This is a genomic window from Pseudomonas sp. LAMO17WK12:I10 (assembly GCF_900215185.1).
GTDB lineage: Bacteria > Pseudomonadota > Gammaproteobacteria > Pseudomonadales > Pseudomonadaceae > Aquipseudomonas > Aquipseudomonas chlororaphis.
Map to the genome: position 1 here is coordinate 42,311 of NZ_OBDX01000006.1, position 15,603 is coordinate 57,913.

16 protein-coding genes are annotated in these 15,603 nt (G+C 63.2%); 11 read left to right on the forward strand and 5 right to left on the reverse strand.

Annotated elements, in window-relative coordinates:
• Positions 1-143: 143 nt before the first annotated feature.
• Positions 144-500 carry a BON domain-containing protein gene (locus tag CRO75_RS09050; RefSeq protein WP_097135039.1) on the reverse strand — a complete coding sequence of 119 codons (357 nt, stop codon included), beginning with the start codon at positions 498-500 and terminating at the stop codon, positions 144-146.
• 285 nt (positions 501-785) lie between these two features.
• On the reverse strand, positions 786-1,202 hold the full coding sequence (locus CRO75_RS09055) for a pilin (RefSeq protein ID WP_007924673.1): 417 nt from the start codon (positions 1,200-1,202) through the stop codon (positions 786-788).
• A gap of 363 nt (positions 1,203-1,565) precedes the next feature.
• On the opposite strand from CRO75_RS09055, the gene CRO75_RS09060 reads away from it, so the two are divergent.
• Genes CRO75_RS09060 through yacG form a run of 4 tightly spaced genes read left to right on the forward strand, consistent with a single transcriptional unit; the run spans position 1,566 to position 4,478 of the window.
• Positions 1,566-2,783 carry a type II secretion system F family protein gene (locus tag CRO75_RS09060; RefSeq protein ID WP_097135040.1) on the forward strand — a complete coding sequence of 406 codons (1,218 nt, stop codon included), beginning with the start codon at positions 1,566-1,568 and terminating at the stop codon, positions 2,781-2,783.
• Positions 2,784-2,785: 2 nt separating this feature from the next.
• Positions 2,786-3,658, forward strand: a complete 873-nt coding sequence (locus tag CRO75_RS09065) for an A24 family peptidase (RefSeq protein ID WP_097135041.1) — start codon at positions 2,786-2,788, stop codon at positions 3,656-3,658.
• The gene (gene coaE, locus CRO75_RS09070) at positions 3,655-4,278 is read left to right on the forward strand and encodes a dephospho-CoA kinase (protein WP_009045669.1); all 624 of its coding nucleotides are present in this window, start codon (positions 3,655-3,657) and stop codon (positions 4,276-4,278) included. The genes CRO75_RS09065 and coaE overlap by 4 nt, the downstream gene beginning before the upstream one ends.
• Positions 4,275-4,478, forward strand: coding sequence for a DNA gyrase inhibitor YacG (gene yacG / locus CRO75_RS09075; RefSeq protein WP_009045670.1), 204 nt, complete (start codon positions 4,275-4,277; stop codon positions 4,476-4,478). Before coaE ends, yacG begins: the two co-directional genes overlap by 4 nt.
• A 5-nt stretch (positions 4,479-4,483) precedes the next feature.
• Here yacG and CRO75_RS09080 read toward each other — a convergent pair whose 3' ends face one another.
• From CRO75_RS09080 to CRO75_RS09090, 3 genes are all read right to left on the reverse strand, one after another.
• Positions 4,484-4,699, reverse strand: a complete 216-nt coding sequence (locus CRO75_RS09080; protein WP_009045671.1) for a hypothetical protein — start codon at positions 4,697-4,699, stop codon at positions 4,484-4,486.
• Positions 4,700-4,764: 65 nt separating this feature from the next.
• Positions 4,765-5,454, reverse strand: a complete 690-nt coding sequence (locus tag CRO75_RS09085) for an energy-coupling factor ABC transporter permease (RefSeq protein WP_085534672.1) — start codon at positions 5,452-5,454, stop codon at positions 4,765-4,767.
• A complete protein-coding gene (locus CRO75_RS09090; RefSeq protein WP_085534670.1) occupies positions 5,451-5,918 on the reverse strand; it encodes an FAD/FMN-containing dehydrogenase in 468 nt (155 codons plus the stop codon). Before CRO75_RS09090 ends, CRO75_RS09085 begins: the two co-directional genes overlap by 4 nt.
• A gap of 454 nt (positions 5,919-6,372) precedes the next feature.
• On the opposite strand from CRO75_RS09090, the gene CRO75_RS09095 reads away from it, so the two are divergent.
• From CRO75_RS09095 to CRO75_RS09125, 7 genes are all read left to right on the forward strand, one after another.
• A complete protein-coding gene (locus CRO75_RS09095; protein ID WP_092420803.1) occupies positions 6,373-7,809 on the forward strand; it encodes an undecaprenyl-phosphate glucose phosphotransferase in 1,437 nt (478 codons plus the stop codon).
• On the forward strand, positions 7,809-9,269 hold the full coding sequence (locus CRO75_RS09100) for a mannose-1-phosphate guanylyltransferase/mannose-6-phosphate isomerase (protein ID WP_097135042.1): 1,461 nt from the start codon (positions 7,809-7,811) through the stop codon (positions 9,267-9,269). Before CRO75_RS09095 ends, CRO75_RS09100 begins: the two co-directional genes overlap by 1 nt.
• The gene (locus CRO75_RS09105) at positions 9,269-10,180 is read left to right on the forward strand and encodes a glycosyltransferase (RefSeq protein WP_085534664.1); all 912 of its coding nucleotides are present in this window, start codon (positions 9,269-9,271) and stop codon (positions 10,178-10,180) included. Before CRO75_RS09100 ends, CRO75_RS09105 begins: the two co-directional genes overlap by 1 nt.
• A 6-nt stretch (positions 10,181-10,186) precedes the next feature.
• Complete coding sequence (locus CRO75_RS09110) at positions 10,187-11,020, forward strand: polysaccharide biosynthesis/export family protein (protein ID WP_097135043.1); 834 nt, start codon at positions 10,187-10,189, stop codon at positions 11,018-11,020.
• Positions 11,021-11,087: 67 nt separating this feature from the next.
• Positions 11,088-13,070, forward strand: a complete 1,983-nt coding sequence (locus CRO75_RS09115; protein WP_097135044.1) for a GumC family protein — start codon at positions 11,088-11,090, stop codon at positions 13,068-13,070.
• The gene (locus CRO75_RS09120; protein WP_097135045.1) at positions 13,070-14,251 is read left to right on the forward strand and encodes a glycosyltransferase; all 1,182 of its coding nucleotides are present in this window, start codon (positions 13,070-13,072) and stop codon (positions 14,249-14,251) included. Before CRO75_RS09115 ends, CRO75_RS09120 begins: the two co-directional genes overlap by 1 nt.
• Positions 14,248-15,597 carry a beta-xylosidase gene (locus tag CRO75_RS09125; RefSeq protein WP_097135046.1) on the forward strand — a complete coding sequence of 450 codons (1,350 nt, stop codon included), beginning with the start codon at positions 14,248-14,250 and terminating at the stop codon, positions 15,595-15,597. Before CRO75_RS09120 ends, CRO75_RS09125 begins: the two co-directional genes overlap by 4 nt.
• The last annotated feature ends 6 nt before the right edge of the window (positions 15,598-15,603 follow it).

The window sequence follows — 15,603 nt, forward strand, 5'->3', positions numbered from 1 at the left end:
AACAGGCCCCGACACACTGTGCCGGGGCCTGTTCTGTTTACCAAAGGAGTCACTTCCCTGTGGCCATTCGCATGAACCGTCAAGGAAGCGGTAGATGAATCCTCTACCGCATCTTCTCCCTGTCCAGGAAAGAAGCTTGAGGCTTAGTCGGTTTTCAAACCGTCAGCCGATACTGCCTTCACGCCTTTGATGTGCTTGGCGATGTTGACTGCGGTTTCTTTCTGCGCCGCGGTCAGAGCAGTGGTGGAGGACAGGGAAACCACCCCCTTGTTGGTTTCGACCTTGATGTCGGTACCAGGAATGCCTTTTTCAGTTACGAGATCCGCTTTGACTTTGGTGGTGATCCAGGTGTCGGAAGTGGCTTCCTTGGCCTTGGTCACTTCACCCGCCGCGAGCACCATTGGCGCCTGAGTAGCTTGAGTGGTCTGGGCAAATGCGACGTTAGCCATGGTCAGGGTCAGAGCGGTAGCAGTTGCAGCAGCGATAGCGAACTTCTTCATACGAGTAACTCCTGTTCTTCTGGAAAACCTGCTCCAAGTCCTGGCAGCAGGGTTACTTAAGTAGATTGCAGGCGTTATGCCAAGTTCAGAAAAACAATAAACTCCTTAAATATCAATGAATTACAAAATCATCCAAGCACTCGCAGTCATGCAAAATGCATGACCGGCGAATAACCTGCATGCAAGTTGCACTTCCCGGCGAGCTAACTTCCTGAATTCTCGATACTTTCCCCAAAGGCGCGCCGGCGCGTGGCGTTTCACGCGCCAAGCAAGCGAGAACCGGACTCAGCTGCCGCTGGCGGTGCAGCCTTTGGGGGAGTAGTCCGCGGGGACTGTGGTGGTGCAGACCCAGCCATCGGCCGTGGTGCGGGTCAGGGTGACGGTCTTGTTCAGCACCGGCGCCGGTGCATTGAGGATGGTACAGCCGATTGTTCCCGCTCCGGTCGAGGCCGAACCCGCGGCGGTCATGGTGCAGTTCGACGTCGCCGCCTTGCCCCCCACCAGCTCCAGGGTCGGATCGCTGCCCTGGTTCAAGACGTCCTCGAAGTTGACCTTCAGCGCCGAGGCTTCGGCCAACGCCGCGGTGACCTTGGCCCGCGCCTGGTATTTGGAATACAGCGGCATGGCAAAGGTGGCCAGGATGCCGATGATCGCCACGACGACCAACAGCTCGATCAAGGTAAAACCTTTCTGATACTTCATTTATCTGCTCCAAGCAGGGGATATCCAAGGGTCTGGGTACTCACCACACAGCCATAGCACAGCCTGTGCCAGCGTCTGCGCCCCAGCCGAACGGGGCTTTAGCGGCGCGAAGCTGCGGTAGTGAGCGCCAGAAGTCGCACTATCTGACACTTTTGGTCAGCCAAGTGCCCTCGGCCGGTCGTCGTGACGGGCTACGCTATCATTCGATCACCGATTGCATTCACTGCCCGCCCCATCCAAGGAACGTATCGGGCCATTCAAACTCTATGAGCCGGACGCCGCGCCCCGCGCAGCGGTCCACTCGCTAACGCACAGGGCATTGCCGGCCCTGAGGACATCCATCACAACCCGGGACTCGACACCATGGCGGTCAAAGCAGCAAAAGTCAGTGTTTACCTGTGGGAAGGCACCGACAGGCAAGGCAGCAAACTGCGCGGCGAATTGAGCGGCCATACCCCCTCGCTGATCAGGGCCCAGTTGCGCAAGCAAGGCATCAACCCGGCCAGGGTCAGGAAGAAACCCAGCTCGCTGTTGCAGCGCACGCCCCCGATCAAAGCCCGCGACATCAGCCTGTTCACCCGGCAACTGGCGACCCTGATCAAGGCCGGCGTACCGCTGCTGCAATCGTTCGACATCATTGCCGAGGGCTTCGACAACCCGAACATGCGCAAACTGATGGGCGAGCTGAAACAGGACATCGCCGCCGGCAGCAGCTTCAGCAGCGCGCTGCGCAAGAGGCCGCGGTACTTCGACGAGCTGTACTGCAGCCTGGTGGATGCCGGCGAACAGGCCGGGGCCCTGGAAACCCTGCTGGAGCGGGTAGCGACCTACAAGGAAAAAAGCGAAAACCTCAAGACGCGAATCCGCAAGGCCATGACCTATCCCCTGGCGGTGATCTGCGTGGCGCTGGTGGTCACGGGGATCCTGCTGGTCAAGGTGGTGCCGCAGTTCCAGTCGATGTTCCAGGGCTTCGGCGCGCAATTGCCCATGTTCACGCAACTGGTCATCGCCCTCTCGGAATTCGTGCAGCACTGGTGGTGGCTGCTGGCGGGCGCACTGTTGCTCAGTGTGTTCGGCCTGCGCCATGCCCGCCGGCGCTCACCGCGCTTTCGCCACTGGCTGGACGTGGGCCTGCTGAAACTGCCGTTGGTAGCGCCACTGATGTACAAGTCCGCGGTGGCCCGCTACGCCCGCACCTTGTCCACCACCTTCGCCGCCGGAGTGCCGCTGGTGGAGGCCCTGAGCTCGGTGGCCGGGGCCACCGGCAACCAGGTGTTCAAGCAAGCGGTGAATCGCATCAGGCAGGACGTGGCGACCGGCATGCAGTTGCATTTTTCCATGCGCGCGTCCGGCATCTTTCCCGGCATGGCCATCCAGATGACCGCCATCGGCGAAGAGTCCGGGGCCCTGGACGGCATGCTGGAAAAGGTCGCGATCCATTATGAGGAAGAGGTCGATACCCTGGTCGACACCCTGAGCAGTCTCATGGAACCCGTGATCATGGTAGTTTTGGGCACCCTCGTCGGCGGCCTGGTGGTCGCCATGTACTTACCCATCTTCCAACTCGGCACAGCGATCTGAACATGTCATTGACTGAGGTCCTGGCCAGCTACCCGCTGGTCTTCGTAGCATCGGTGCTGGTCCTGGGCCTGATTGTCGGCAGCTTTCTCAACGTGCTGATCTGGCGGCTGCCAAAGATGCTCGAGCGCGACTGGCACGCCCAGGCCCGCGATATCCTCGGGCTGCCCGACGAGCCTGCCGGGCCGACCTATAACCTGTTGCTCCCGCACTCCCAGTGCCCGCACTGCGCGCACCCGATCCGCATCTGGGAAAACATCCCGCTGTTCAGCTACCTGCTGCTGCGCGGACGCTGCTCCGCGTGCCAGGCCCCGATCGGCCGGCGCTACCCTCTGGTGGAGCTGACCTGCAGCCTGGCCTCGGCATTCGTGGCCTGGCATTTCGGCTTCGGCTGGCAGGCCGGCTTGATGCTGTTCCTGAGCTGGGGCCTGTTGGCGATGAGCCTGATCGATGCCGATCATCAACTGTTGCCCGACGTGCTGGTGCTGCCCCTGTTGTGGCTGGGCCTGATCGTCAATGGCTTCGAGCTGTTCGTCAGCCTCCACGATGCGCTGTGGGGCGCCGTGGCCGGCTACCTGTGCCTGTGGTCGGTGTACTGGTTGTTCAAGCTGCTGACCGGCAAGGAAGGCATGGGGCACGGCGATTTCAAGCTATTGGCCATGTTCGGCGCCTGGGGCGGCTGGCAGATTCTGCCGATGACCCTGCTGCTGGCCTCACTGACCGGAGCCGTGGCCGGAGTCGCCATGCTGCGCCGCAACCGCGCGCAAATGTCCACGCCTATCCCTTTCGGTCCCTTTCTGGCCATTGCCGGCTGGATTGCCTTGCTCTGGGGTGGTCAAATAACCGACTCCTATTTGCAGTTTGTCGGTTTCAGATGACCAAGCCTGTTTTCAAACCCTGGATCCTCGGCCTTACCGGCGGTATCGGCAGTGGCAAAAGTGCCGCGGCCCAGCACTTCATCGACCTGGGCATCCATGTGGTGGATGCCGATCACGCCGCCCGCTGGGTGGTGGAACCCGGCCGCCCGGCCCTGGCCCGCATTGCCGAACATTTCGGCGACAGCGTGCTGCAGGCCGATGGCCAACTGGACCGCGCCGCGCTGCGCAAGCTGATCTTCGAGGTGCCGCAACAACGCCTCTGGCTGGAAGCCTTGCTGCATCCGTTGATTGCCGATGAAATCGCCGCCCACCTGGCCCGCGCCGAGTCGCCCTACGCGATTCTGGTGTCACCGCTGTTGATCGAATCCGGGCAATACGCGATGACCCAGCGGATCCTGGTGATCGATGTGCCGCAGCAACTGCAGATCGAGCGGACCCTGCAACGCGACCGGATCAGCGAACAGCAGATCCAGGCGATTCTCAAGGCTCAGGCGACCCGCGAAGATCGCCTGAGCCATGCCGACGATGTGCTGGTCAACGACCGCGATCTCGCCTGGCTGCACAGCGAGGTCGAACGCCTGCATCACTTTTACCTTACCTTGCGTGGAGGCCAGTCATGAGCCAACCCCTGACCGTGGAATGTCCAACCTGCGGTGCGCCCGTGGAATGGACCGCGAGCAACGTCAACCGTCCGTTCTGCTCGGACCGCTGCAAACTGATCGACCTCGGCGCCTGGGCTGCCGAAGAACACAAGATTCCGGTCAGCCCGGATGCCGAGGACGATCTGTTTTCCGACGATCTGCCGCCGCGCGCCCACTAATAGCCTCAAGGCCGCATGAAACCGTAGTCCTGCGTATCGTCGAGGTTCTCCGCGAGAAACTGCAACTCGTCGGCCAGATCCTCGCCGCTGCGTACCCGCCGACTCTCCTGCACCACCGCGCTGAGCAGGGCGCGCAGGCTCAAGCCCGGTTCGAAACCCTCTTGCTGCGCAGTATCCAGACTCTTGCGTACTTCCTGCCGCGCCCATTCATACACACTCATGACCCTGCTCCCGAACGGTTTTTGCCGAGCATGGGACCGTGCCTGCCGAACGTGTTTGATATGGATCAAGAACGCGGATCGTCATCCTTCCACGGCGCCGACAGGTAACGGGTGCGGTTGAAGGTTTCCAGCCATTCGGGGCAGAACACCACCAGGGCGCTGACCACCATGCCGTTGATGAAGGCCTCGGGGAAGATGATCAGCCACAGGTAGCCGATGAAGTCCTCCAGCCATTCCGGCATGGCAAAACGCCCGTCGAACCACAGCAGCCCCAGGCCCACCAGCAGGCACAACAAGGCCGACAGGGCGGCAGCAAAAAAACCGGAACAGAAGATATACACAAAGGGATTACGCGGCTGCGCGCGCTCCACCAGGATCGCGCAGCATTCGGTGACCAGCACCGGCAGCAGGATCAGCAAGGCGCCGTTGATGCCGACCGCCGCCAGGTCCTGGCGGCCCAGCGCGACCAGCCCTACCTGGGCAATCAGGCCGCCGATGATCGCCAGCGGCCAGTCCAGCAACAGGGTCACTGCCGTCATGCCGATGAAGTGATAGGACACCCCGGTATCGAAATCCCGGCGCACCAGCCACAACATGAACAACGCGAACACCGTACCGAACAGCAGATGCTGACGCCGGCTGTCGCTGAACAGCTCGACCCAGGGCGCGCGCCAGGCGGCCCAGACCAGCACTGGCACATAGATCAGCCAGCCGACGCCGAGAGTGAGCGGCGACAGCAGCGCGGCACTGATCATGGTTGCGCCTGCTCCAGCGCTGCGCGCAGTTCGGCAGCCGTGCCGTACTCCCGTTGAGCCACCAACCGGCCATCGTCGAGCTGCAGCCACAGGACTTTATCCACAGCCCCGGCGTAGCGTGGCGCCACCCGCCCATCACGGTCGAGCATGACCCGGTAGCCATAATCACGCATCGCCGGCACCGCGAACATCCTGGCGATCACCGCCGGCATGCGCTGGATGTCCGCGACAAATACCGTGTGTCGCGCTTCCAGATACCCCGCAGGACGATCCTGCAAGGCGGTGTTGACCAGCTTGGCGCCGTCCATGCTGCGCGCCACCAGCAGCGTCCGTGCCTGCCCGTCGAGGCTATAGGCCTGATCGAATTGATCGAGCAAGGTCCAGGGCGCCAGACGCTCGCCAACCTCCACCGCGTGCGCCAGCAATGGCACGCAACCCAGCAACAGCAATGACCAATACTTCACAGCTTCTTCCCCTTCCTTCGGTAAGTTCGCAGCGTCCAGTCTACACCGCCAGAGCGCCTCGCCCGAGGGCCGCGCCAGCCATCAAGAACCCCGCAATCACGGGCGAAAGGGAATAAATCGCCACCGGTTGGACAAGAGTCGACCCCTGAACAACACTCCATTTATCCGTCACGCCCCCGCTCACGAATGAGCCAACTTCGTGACACACGCCCAGGCTTCCGTTCGTCCTGGATGCGCCAAACCGTCAAAAAACCGATGCATAATGCAAAAAAAAGGTTAACCTGACAGAATTAGTCAATTAGTTGACCATCAAAGCAGAAGAATAGTATTGTTTGGCCATCACAGGCCGCCAAAAAACAGACTTTTTTGCAGTAAGCCTTAGTTTTTCAGCCTGCCTCTGTAGTGGCTTTACCCTTAACAGAGCTGGGTCTTTACCTGGCAACGACGGGATTCGATGCTTACGAAATCGATTGATAGCAGGTTCCTGACCCGAACCGGATTCATGGAACTCTTCATTTCGGGGGTAAAACTGACGCACGCCCTGTCCGCCGCCCTGCCTGGAATCCTGCTGCTCCTGAGTCTTGAATCCGCCAGTGCGGATATCTGGCCAACCGTACTTGGCCTGCTGCTGTTCTTTGCCGTCATCACCGTCATCCTGTTCCAGGCCCAGGGGGTCTACTCCGAAGAGTTCTTCAGCAATCGCCTGCGCCTGCGCACGATGCTGGTGGCCTGGACCTCCGCCTTCTGCATCCTGCTGGTCATGTACCTGGGGCTGCATCTGCTGCCGGTCTTCAGCCTGCGGGACCTGGCTGTCTGGTTCATCGCCAGCCTCGTGCTGTTTGGCATCGAGCGTCTGTTTCTGCTGCGCCTGTTCCATTCGTGGATGGCCAGGGGCAAATACCTGCAACGCACGGTGATCCTCGGCTTCAGCGAGAGCGCGCTGTTCCTTGCCGAACACATGCAGCGCCACGGCGATATCCGCTCCGGCCTGATCGGTTTCATCGACGATCGCAGCGACCGCGTGCCCAAGGCCTTCTGCGACCTGCCCTTTCTGGGCAATACCCAGAACCTGGAAGAGCTGATCCGTTCCGAGCAGGTCAATCAGGTCCTGATCGCCCTGCCCTGGGCCGCGCACGCGCGCATCGGCGAGCTGGTGCAACGGCTGCGGCAGTTGTCGGTGAATGTCGCCCTGGTGCCCGACATCACCACCCTGCGCTTTGGCCACAACCGCATGACCGATGTCGGCGGCATCCTGATGTTCAACACGTCCGAGCTGCCATTGCGCGGCTGGGCGCCGCTGATCAAGCGCTGCGAGGACATCGTGCTCGCCCTGCTGGGCCTGGTCCTGTTGTCCCCTGTGCTGCTGGCCACTGCCGTGGCGGTGAAACTCGACTCCAAGGGCCCCGTGCTGTTCCGGCAAAAGCGCTACGGCTACAACGACCGGCTGATCCGCGTGTTCAAGTTCCGCTCGATGTATGTCGAGCAAGCGGACCTCAACGCCGAACGGCAGACCACCCGGGAAGACCCGAGGATCACCCGGGTCGGACGCTTCATTCGCAAGACCAGCATCGATGAGCTGCCCCAGCTGTTCAACGTGCTGATGGGCAACATGTCGATTGTCGGGCCTCGCCCACACGCCACCGCCACCAAGGCGGCGGGAGTGCCGTTCGAACAGGCGGTGCGCGAATACAGCTCGCGCCATCGGGTCAAGCCCGGGATCACCGGCTGGGCGCAGATCAATGGCTACCGGGGAGAAACCGACACCCTGCAGAAAATCCAGAAACGAGTGGAGTACGACCTCGATTACATCTCCAAGTGGTCGGTCTGGCTGGATCTGTACATCGTTTTCATGACGGTTCCGGCCGTCCTCTCGACGAAGGAAGTCTACTGATGAGCGCATTCACTGGATTGATCCCCTGCATTATTTCCGGCGGCTCCGGCTCGCGCCTGTGGCCCGTCTCTCGGCAGAACATGCCCAAGCCATTCATCCGCATGCGCGATGGGCAGAGCCTGCTGCAAAAGACCTTCGTTCGCGCCAGCAGCCTGGCGGACGTCAGCTGCGTGGTCACGGTGACCAACCGCGAGCTGCTGTTCCGCTCGCTGGACGAGTACCGCAATGTCAATCAGGGCAAGCTGGGGCTCGACCTGCTGCTCGAGCCGTTCGGGCGCAACACCGCCGTGGCCATCGCCGTGGCGGCCCTGCATGTGCGCGAGTACTGGGGCGACGAGGCGCAGTTGCTGATCCTTCCGGCCGACCACCTGATCCTCGACCAGGAGGCCTTCGCCGCAGCCGTGGGCAAGGCGCGCAGCCTTGCCGAAGCAGGTTATCTGGCGACCTTCGGCATTCAGCCCGACAAACCCGAGACCGGTTTTGGCTACATCGAACAGGGCCCGGCGCTGAAGGAAGGTTTCCAGGTCGCGCGCTTCGTCGAGAAACCCAACCTGGCCACCGCCCAGGCCTACGTCGACAGCGGCAACTACTTGTGGAACGCCGGTATGTTCTGCTTCCGCGCCGATACCCTGCTGCAAGAGCTGACCCTGCATGCTCCCGAGGTGCTGAGCGCCGCCCAGGCCTGCCTGGAACAAGGCATGACCCTGGACAACAAGCACTGCCGCCAGCGTGAACTCGACGCCGACAGCCTGGCCCTCGCCCCGGACATTTCGATCGACGTGGCCCTGATGGAGCGCTCCGAGCGGGTCGCCGTGGTGCCCTGCGACCTCGGCTGGAGTGACATCGGCTCCTGGGATGCGCTGCGCCAGCTGACCCCGAGCGACGCCGCCGGTAACCAGGTCAACGGCGAAGCCATCCTGCATGACGTGCGCAATTGCTATATCGATTCGCCCAAGCGGGTTCTGGGGGCCGTCGGCGTCAGCGACCTGATCATCGTCGACACCCCCGACGCGCTGCTGGTGGCCGATGCCTCGCGGACCCAGGACGTGCGCCATATCGTCACCGAGCTCAAGCGCCTGGGCCACAGTGCCTACAGCCTGCACCGCACGGTCACCCGCCCTTGGGGGACCTACACCGTGCTGGAGGAAAGCAGCCGCTTCAAGATCAAGCGCATCATGGTCAAGCCCAAGGAATCGCTGTCGTTGCAGATGCATCATCACCGCAGCGAGCACTGGATAGTGGTCAGCGGCGCGGCCCTGATCACCAACGGCGACCTGGAGGTCCTGCTCAACAGCAACGAATCCACCTATATCCCCGCCGGCCATAAACACCGCCTGAGCAACCCCGGGATCATCGACCTGGTGATGATCGAAGTGCAAAGCGGCGAGTACCTGGGCGAAGACGACATCGTGCGTTTCGAAGACGTCTACGGCCGTGCCCCGGCGCAGGTAAAACCATGATGAAAGTGGCGCTGATCATTCCCGCCCGCAACGCCGCACCGCACCTCGATCGGTTGCTCCCGGCGCTGGCCGCGCAGACGCTGCAACCGGACACGGTGCTGGTGGTCGACAGCAGCTCGACGGACGACACCGTCAGCCGCTTCCGGCAGTTCGGTGCCCGGGTGGAGGTCATCGCCGCCCAGCAGTTCAACCATGGCGGCACCCGCCGCTGGGCGAGCGAGCAAGTGGATGCCGACGCGCTGATCCTGCTGACCCAGGATGCGATTCCGGCCACGCCCCAGACCTTCGCCAACCTGATCCAGGAACTGGAAGAAGACCCACGGATCGGCCTCGCCTATGGTCGTCAACTGCCGCATCCCGGCGCCGGGATTCTCGAGGCGCAGTCGCGCCACTTCAACTACAGCCCCCAGAGCCGCAGCAAAAGCCTGGCCGACGCCGGGGAGCTGGGGATCAAGACCTGCTTCAGTTCGGACTCGTTTTCCGTCTACCGGCGCAGCGCCCTGCAAGCGGTGGGCGGCTTTCCTGAGGACGTCATCGGCAGCGAGGACGCCCACGTCGCGGCACGCATGCTGCTCAACGGTTATCTGGTGCGCTACGCCGCCAGCGCGTGCGTACAGCATTCGCACAGCTACAGTCTGATGCAGGAGTTCCGCCGTTATTTCGATATCGGCGTGTTTTATGGCCGCGAGCCCTGGATCCGCGAAGCCTTTGGCAGCGCGGGCGGAGAAGGCAAGCGTTACGTCCAGGCCGAGTTGCGCGCCTTGCGTGACGCCGGCCAGTTGCAACGTGTACCCGAAGTGCTGCTGCGCAGCGCGCTGAAACTGTTGGGCTATCGCCTCGGCCACGCCGAACAGCATCTGCCGACACCGCTCAAGCGTCGCTTGAGCATGTTCTCAAACTACTGGACCTGAGCTGTCATGATGACTATTAACCGACCTTCCCGGCTTTGTCTGTTGAGCATCCTGACCGCCACCCTGTGGCTGGGCGGCTGCTCGACCCCCGCCCATGTCGCGCTCCCCGACAGCGACACCCTCAAGGCCCGCCACGCGGCGGCACTGACCCTGGCCGACCTGCCGCCCGCCCAGGTGCTGATCCAGAGCGGCGACACCCTGCGCATCGTGCGCGATGCCCAGGAGCCGGCCAGCTCCGACGACATGACGATGTTCGTGGTGCGACCGGACGGTTTCATCTCGATGCCCAACATCGGCCGGATCAAGGCCGCGCTGCTGACCCCGGAAGACCTGGGCAAGGAAATCACCAAACGCTACACCCGTGTCTACCGCGAGCCCGAAGTGACCGTGAACATCGCCATTGCCCCGAGCAACCGGGTGTTCATCGGCGGCGCGGTGGCCAACCCGTCGTTCTTCAACCTCGCCGGCACCGTGTCGGTGGAGCAGGCCCTGCTCAGCTCCGGCGGCGTGCTGCCGTCGGCCGACAGCTCCAACATCGCCCTGCTCAGGACCGGTCCCGACGGCAAGTACAAGATGTACTTCGTCGACCTCAGCAACATGCTCAGCAACCCCGATCATCCGCTGGTCGCCCTGCAGCGCGGCGACCTGATCTACGTGCCGCAATCGACCATCGGCAGCACAGTGGAAGCGGTGGACATGTACTTCACCAAGCTGTTCCCGATCAACAAGGGGATTGGTGTCGGCTTCAACTATGACCTCAACAGCCAGGACGTGAAAAACAGCGGTAACACCATCAACAACTTCACCAGCAGTTCCACCGGTACCGGGACGGGGCGCTAAACAGGATCGATACGTTTGATCGGCCTCCATCAGCCACTGCTACAAGTACTTTCAACGGAGTGATCCCGTGATCGAAATACGCTCTCTACGCGACCTGTTGCGTCTGTTCTTCATCTTCCGCCGCGAGTTCAAGCTGGCGGTCATCACCACTATCGTGGTCGCGGTGCTGGGCGCCTTCCTGCTGCCGACGCGCTACGAGTCGGACGCGCGCCTGCTGGTCAAGCCCGGGCGCGACAGCACCACGGTGCCGATCGAAGCCGGCAATCGCCAGACGCTGATCTCGCCCAGCACCCAGCACGACCCGATCGTCGATGAGGAGAAGATGCTCACCGGTCGACCCATCGTGCACATCGTCGCCCAGCGCTACCTGGAACTGAGCGCGGCCGCCGAACCCCAGGGTTTCTGGAAAACCCTCAAGTTCTACGCCAAAAAGGCCATGGGCACGGCCATCGATGCGCTGCGCAGCCTGCTGCAACTGGTCGGTCTGTCGGAGCCGCAGAGCCCGCTGGACCGCCTGGCGACCCGCCTGGAAAAGAACTTCCAGGCCAGCCACGAAGCGGGTTCGTCGGTGATCGATATCAGCTTTACCTGGGACGACCCGGAAGTCGCACAGCAGGTGGTGAAGATCTGGGTCGACACCTTCCTCGAGGAGCGCGCCCGGGTGCTCGGTCGCAAGAGCCTCTATGCCTTCTATGAAGGCGAAGGCAACAAGGTGGCCGCGCAGATCCTCAGCCTCAAGGAACAGTTGCAGGGCCGCCTGAAGCAGATCGATTCGATCAGCGTCGATGCCCGCCTGGAAAACCTCACCAGCCAGATCGACCGGCTGACCGATGCCCGGGTCAATGCGCAGAACCAGCTGTCCGGGATCAGCAGCTTCCTGATCAACGCCCGCCAGCAGATCCAGGATCAGCCTGTCGAAGTGGTGACCAGTCGCGAGACCAGCCTCAACCCGACCCAGCTCGACCTCAAACGCCAGCTCAACACCCTGCAGGTGGAGCGCGCGCGCTTGCTGCGCACCTATTTGCCCGAGGCGCCGGCGGTCAAGCAGATCGAACAGAACATCCACGACCTGCAGGCCCTCAGCGAACAGGAAGAGACCCGCCTGGAACGCTCGAAGAACATTGCGCCCAATAGCCTGGTGACCAACGTCAAGCAGCAGGTCATCGACGCCCAGCTGCAACAGCGCCGGCTGACCGGGCAGATCGAGAACTACGACAAGACCCTGGCTGCCCTGCGTACCGAGCGCGACCGGGTACTGACCGACGAGCCCGAACTCAACCGCTTGACCCAGCAGTTGCGCACCGCGGAAAAGAGCTACGCGCTGTACTCGGAAAACCTGGAACAGGCGCGTATCGACCACGAGCTCGACAGCAGCCAGATCAGCAACATCGCGATCATCGAGCACGCCACCTTCAACCCGGCGCGAGTCTTCCCCAAGAGCCTGCTGATCCTGCTGTTCGCCATTCCCGCGGGCATCGCCGTGGGTCTGCTGACCATCTATGTCTGCTACCTGCTGGACCAGCGCATCCACGACGCCTCGCGCCTGCCGGAGCTGTTCCAGGTGCCGCTGTGGGGCAGCGTGCCGGACCTCGAGGACGCCACGCCCGCCGCCATGACCGCGAGCATCTACCGGCTCTACAGCCTGTTGCCCATGGACCGCATCGAGAGCCAGGGCCTGACCCTGGGCCTGACCTCGGCGCGCCATGGCGAAGGCGTGAGTTTCATCCTCGAACGCCTGCGCCGCCTGCTGGAAGAGCGCGGCCAGCGCGTGCGGGTCAACGACAGCGCGCCGGCCCAGCCCGGTGAAGTCCTGCTGCTGGATGCCTCGGCCCTGCTGTCGAACCAGGAGGCCTTCCTGATCCTGCGCCGCGCCGACCTGATCGCCCTGGTGATCGAGGCCCGGACCAGCACCGTGCCGATGATCGAAAATGCGCTGTCGTTGCTGACTACCGCCTTCGGCAAGGTCGACGGGCTGATCCTCAACCGTCGCCGCTTCGAAGTACCGTCCAGGGTGCTGGAGCGGATCAACAGCTGGCGCGGTGCCGCCTGATGCGTATCGCCTTGCTGGCCCCGCTGCCGCCGGAACAGACCGGTATCGCCGACTACGCCGCGCATTTCAGCAATGCACTGCGCGGCCTCGGCATCGAAGTGCTGACGCCGCTGGCTGGCTGTCACGATCCCGCGGAGCAACTGACGCGCCTGCGCGCCTTCGATTGGACGAGCGTCGACCTGGTGCACGCTGAACTCGGCGGTGGTCGCTTCGGCGAGTTCCAGGCGCTCGACTACCTGAGCAGCGAACAACCACGGATCCCGCGCACGGCCACCGTGCATGACCCGGAACGCCTGATCTGGCGGCGCGCCCGGCTGTTCTGGCCACTGACCCTGCTCGAACGCCTGCCGCACCCGCTGCCGCAAGCCGCGGCGCTGCTCGCCGACCCGCTGACCCTGCGCGAAGAACGGCGCCTGGCCCGTGGCATGCGCCGGCTGATAACCCTGACCCGGCTGGGCGGCGACTGCCTGCGCCAGCGCATGGGCCTGCGACCGCAACAGGTGGCGGTGATCGCCCACGGCAACCTGCCGATCCCCGCGGCCGAACTGCCGCCGCTGGTGCCGTTGCGCCTGCTGTACTTCGGCTTCATCTACCGCGGCAAGGGCATCGAGGACCTGATCGAAGCCCTGGCCCGCACCCTGGCCGCCAACCCCCAGTGCCGTGGCCAGGTCCGCCTGACCCTGGCCGGCGGCACCGCCCCGGAAATGACCTTCGACCCGGCCGGCAACTACCTCGACGGCCTGCGCCAGCGCATTCGCGAATTGCAGCTGGACGATGTGGTGGACTGGCAACTGGACCTGCCGTCCGCCGAGATCGCCCGCACCATCCAGGCCCACCATGTGATGGTGCTGCCGTACCGGGAATCGAAAAAACTCGCCTGGCTCGGCCAGATGCGCGGCACCAGCGGCGCCCTGTCCTGGGCCAATGCCTGCGGTCGCGGGGTCGTCACCTCCAATGCCCGGGCCTTTGCCGAGGAGGTGGCCGGCGGTAATGGCGTGACCTATCAGCAAGGCGATGTCGAAGCGCTGAGCCAGCACCTGAGCCGCCTGGTGCTGGAGCCTGAACTGGCCCGCCAGTGGGCCGCGCGGGCCAGCGAGGCCGGGCAACAACGCGAGTGGAGCGCGACCGCGCGCCGTTTTGCCGAACTGTTCAATGAAGTGTGCAAGGAGCGATCGAAATGAAGACCCGAGCAGGCCTTAAACGTCGCCCTCTTTTGCGCTATCTGCCACTGGTCGCCGCGCTGGCGGTAGGCGGCGCCCTGCTGCTCAGCGAACAGGTCGATGCCACGCCGATCAACCTGGCCCCCGATCGCACCCTGGTGTGGAAGGACTACCTGGGGGTCAATGCGCACTTCCTGTGGTTCACCCCGCAGCAATACCGCAAACAGATCGCCGCCTATAAGCAGCTCGGCCTGCAATGGGTGCGGGTCGACCTGCACTGGGATCGGCTCGAACCCACCGAAGAGGGTTATCAACTCAGCACCCTCGACGAACTGGACCGGACCCTGAGCGACTCGAAACTCAAGTCGCTGTTCTACCTCGTAGGCTCGGCGCCCTTCGTGACCACCGCCCCCAAGGGCGGGCCGTTCCAGGATCAGTACCCGCCGCGCGATCCGAAAGTCTTCGCCACGCGCATGGCCATGCTGGCCCAGCGTTACCCCGACATCGACGCCTGGCAGGTGTGGAACGAGCAGAACATACCCAACAACTGGCGGCCGAAACCCGATGCCAAGGGCTACGGCGAGCTGTTGCTGGCGACCCATCAGGCCCTGAACCAAGTGGCGCCGGACAAGATCCAGGTCATGGGCGGCATGGCCTACTACAGCCAGATGCCGACCCAGCGCAACGCGCTGATGTTCGAGAAACTCGGCGAACTGGGCGTGCAGAGCCTGGGCATGGTCGCCGCCTACCACCCGTATTCGGAAACCCCGGAAACTGATGAGCCGGGCAAGAACGAAGTGCTGCTGCGCGGCAAGCAGCTCAACGACATGCTGCACGGCGCCGGCCTGAAGAGGGTCTGGGCCACCGAGTGGGGCTGGTCGAGCTACGCCGGGCCCAAGGAGATGCAGCGGCTGATCGGCGTCGACGGCCAGGCCGACTACACCCTGCGTCGCCTGGCGTTGATGAGCGACCAGGACTACGAGCGGATCTTTCTCTTCGCCCTTTCCGATCTCGACTCGCGCGCCTCGGCCCGCGACCAGCATTACGGCCTGCTCGATCTCAACGGCGAACCCAAGCCGGTGTACAAGGCGCTCGCGCGGTTTCTCGAGATTACCGGCGCGCGCCTCAAACCCGGCAAGACGCCAGAGCTTACAAACCTGCCCGACACCTTCTACAGCGTGTCCTGGACCCGCGACGACGGTAAGCGCCTGCTGATGTTCTGGAGCGCCAAGGGCGGCACTATCCGCTTGCCCCAGGTGCACCAGGCCGAGCTCTACGATCCGCTCAGCGGAACCCGGGCCAGTCTCGAGGCCGCGGACGGCATCCAGCCGACCGTGAAATCGTCCCTGCAGATTCTCGTGTGGTAATCGATC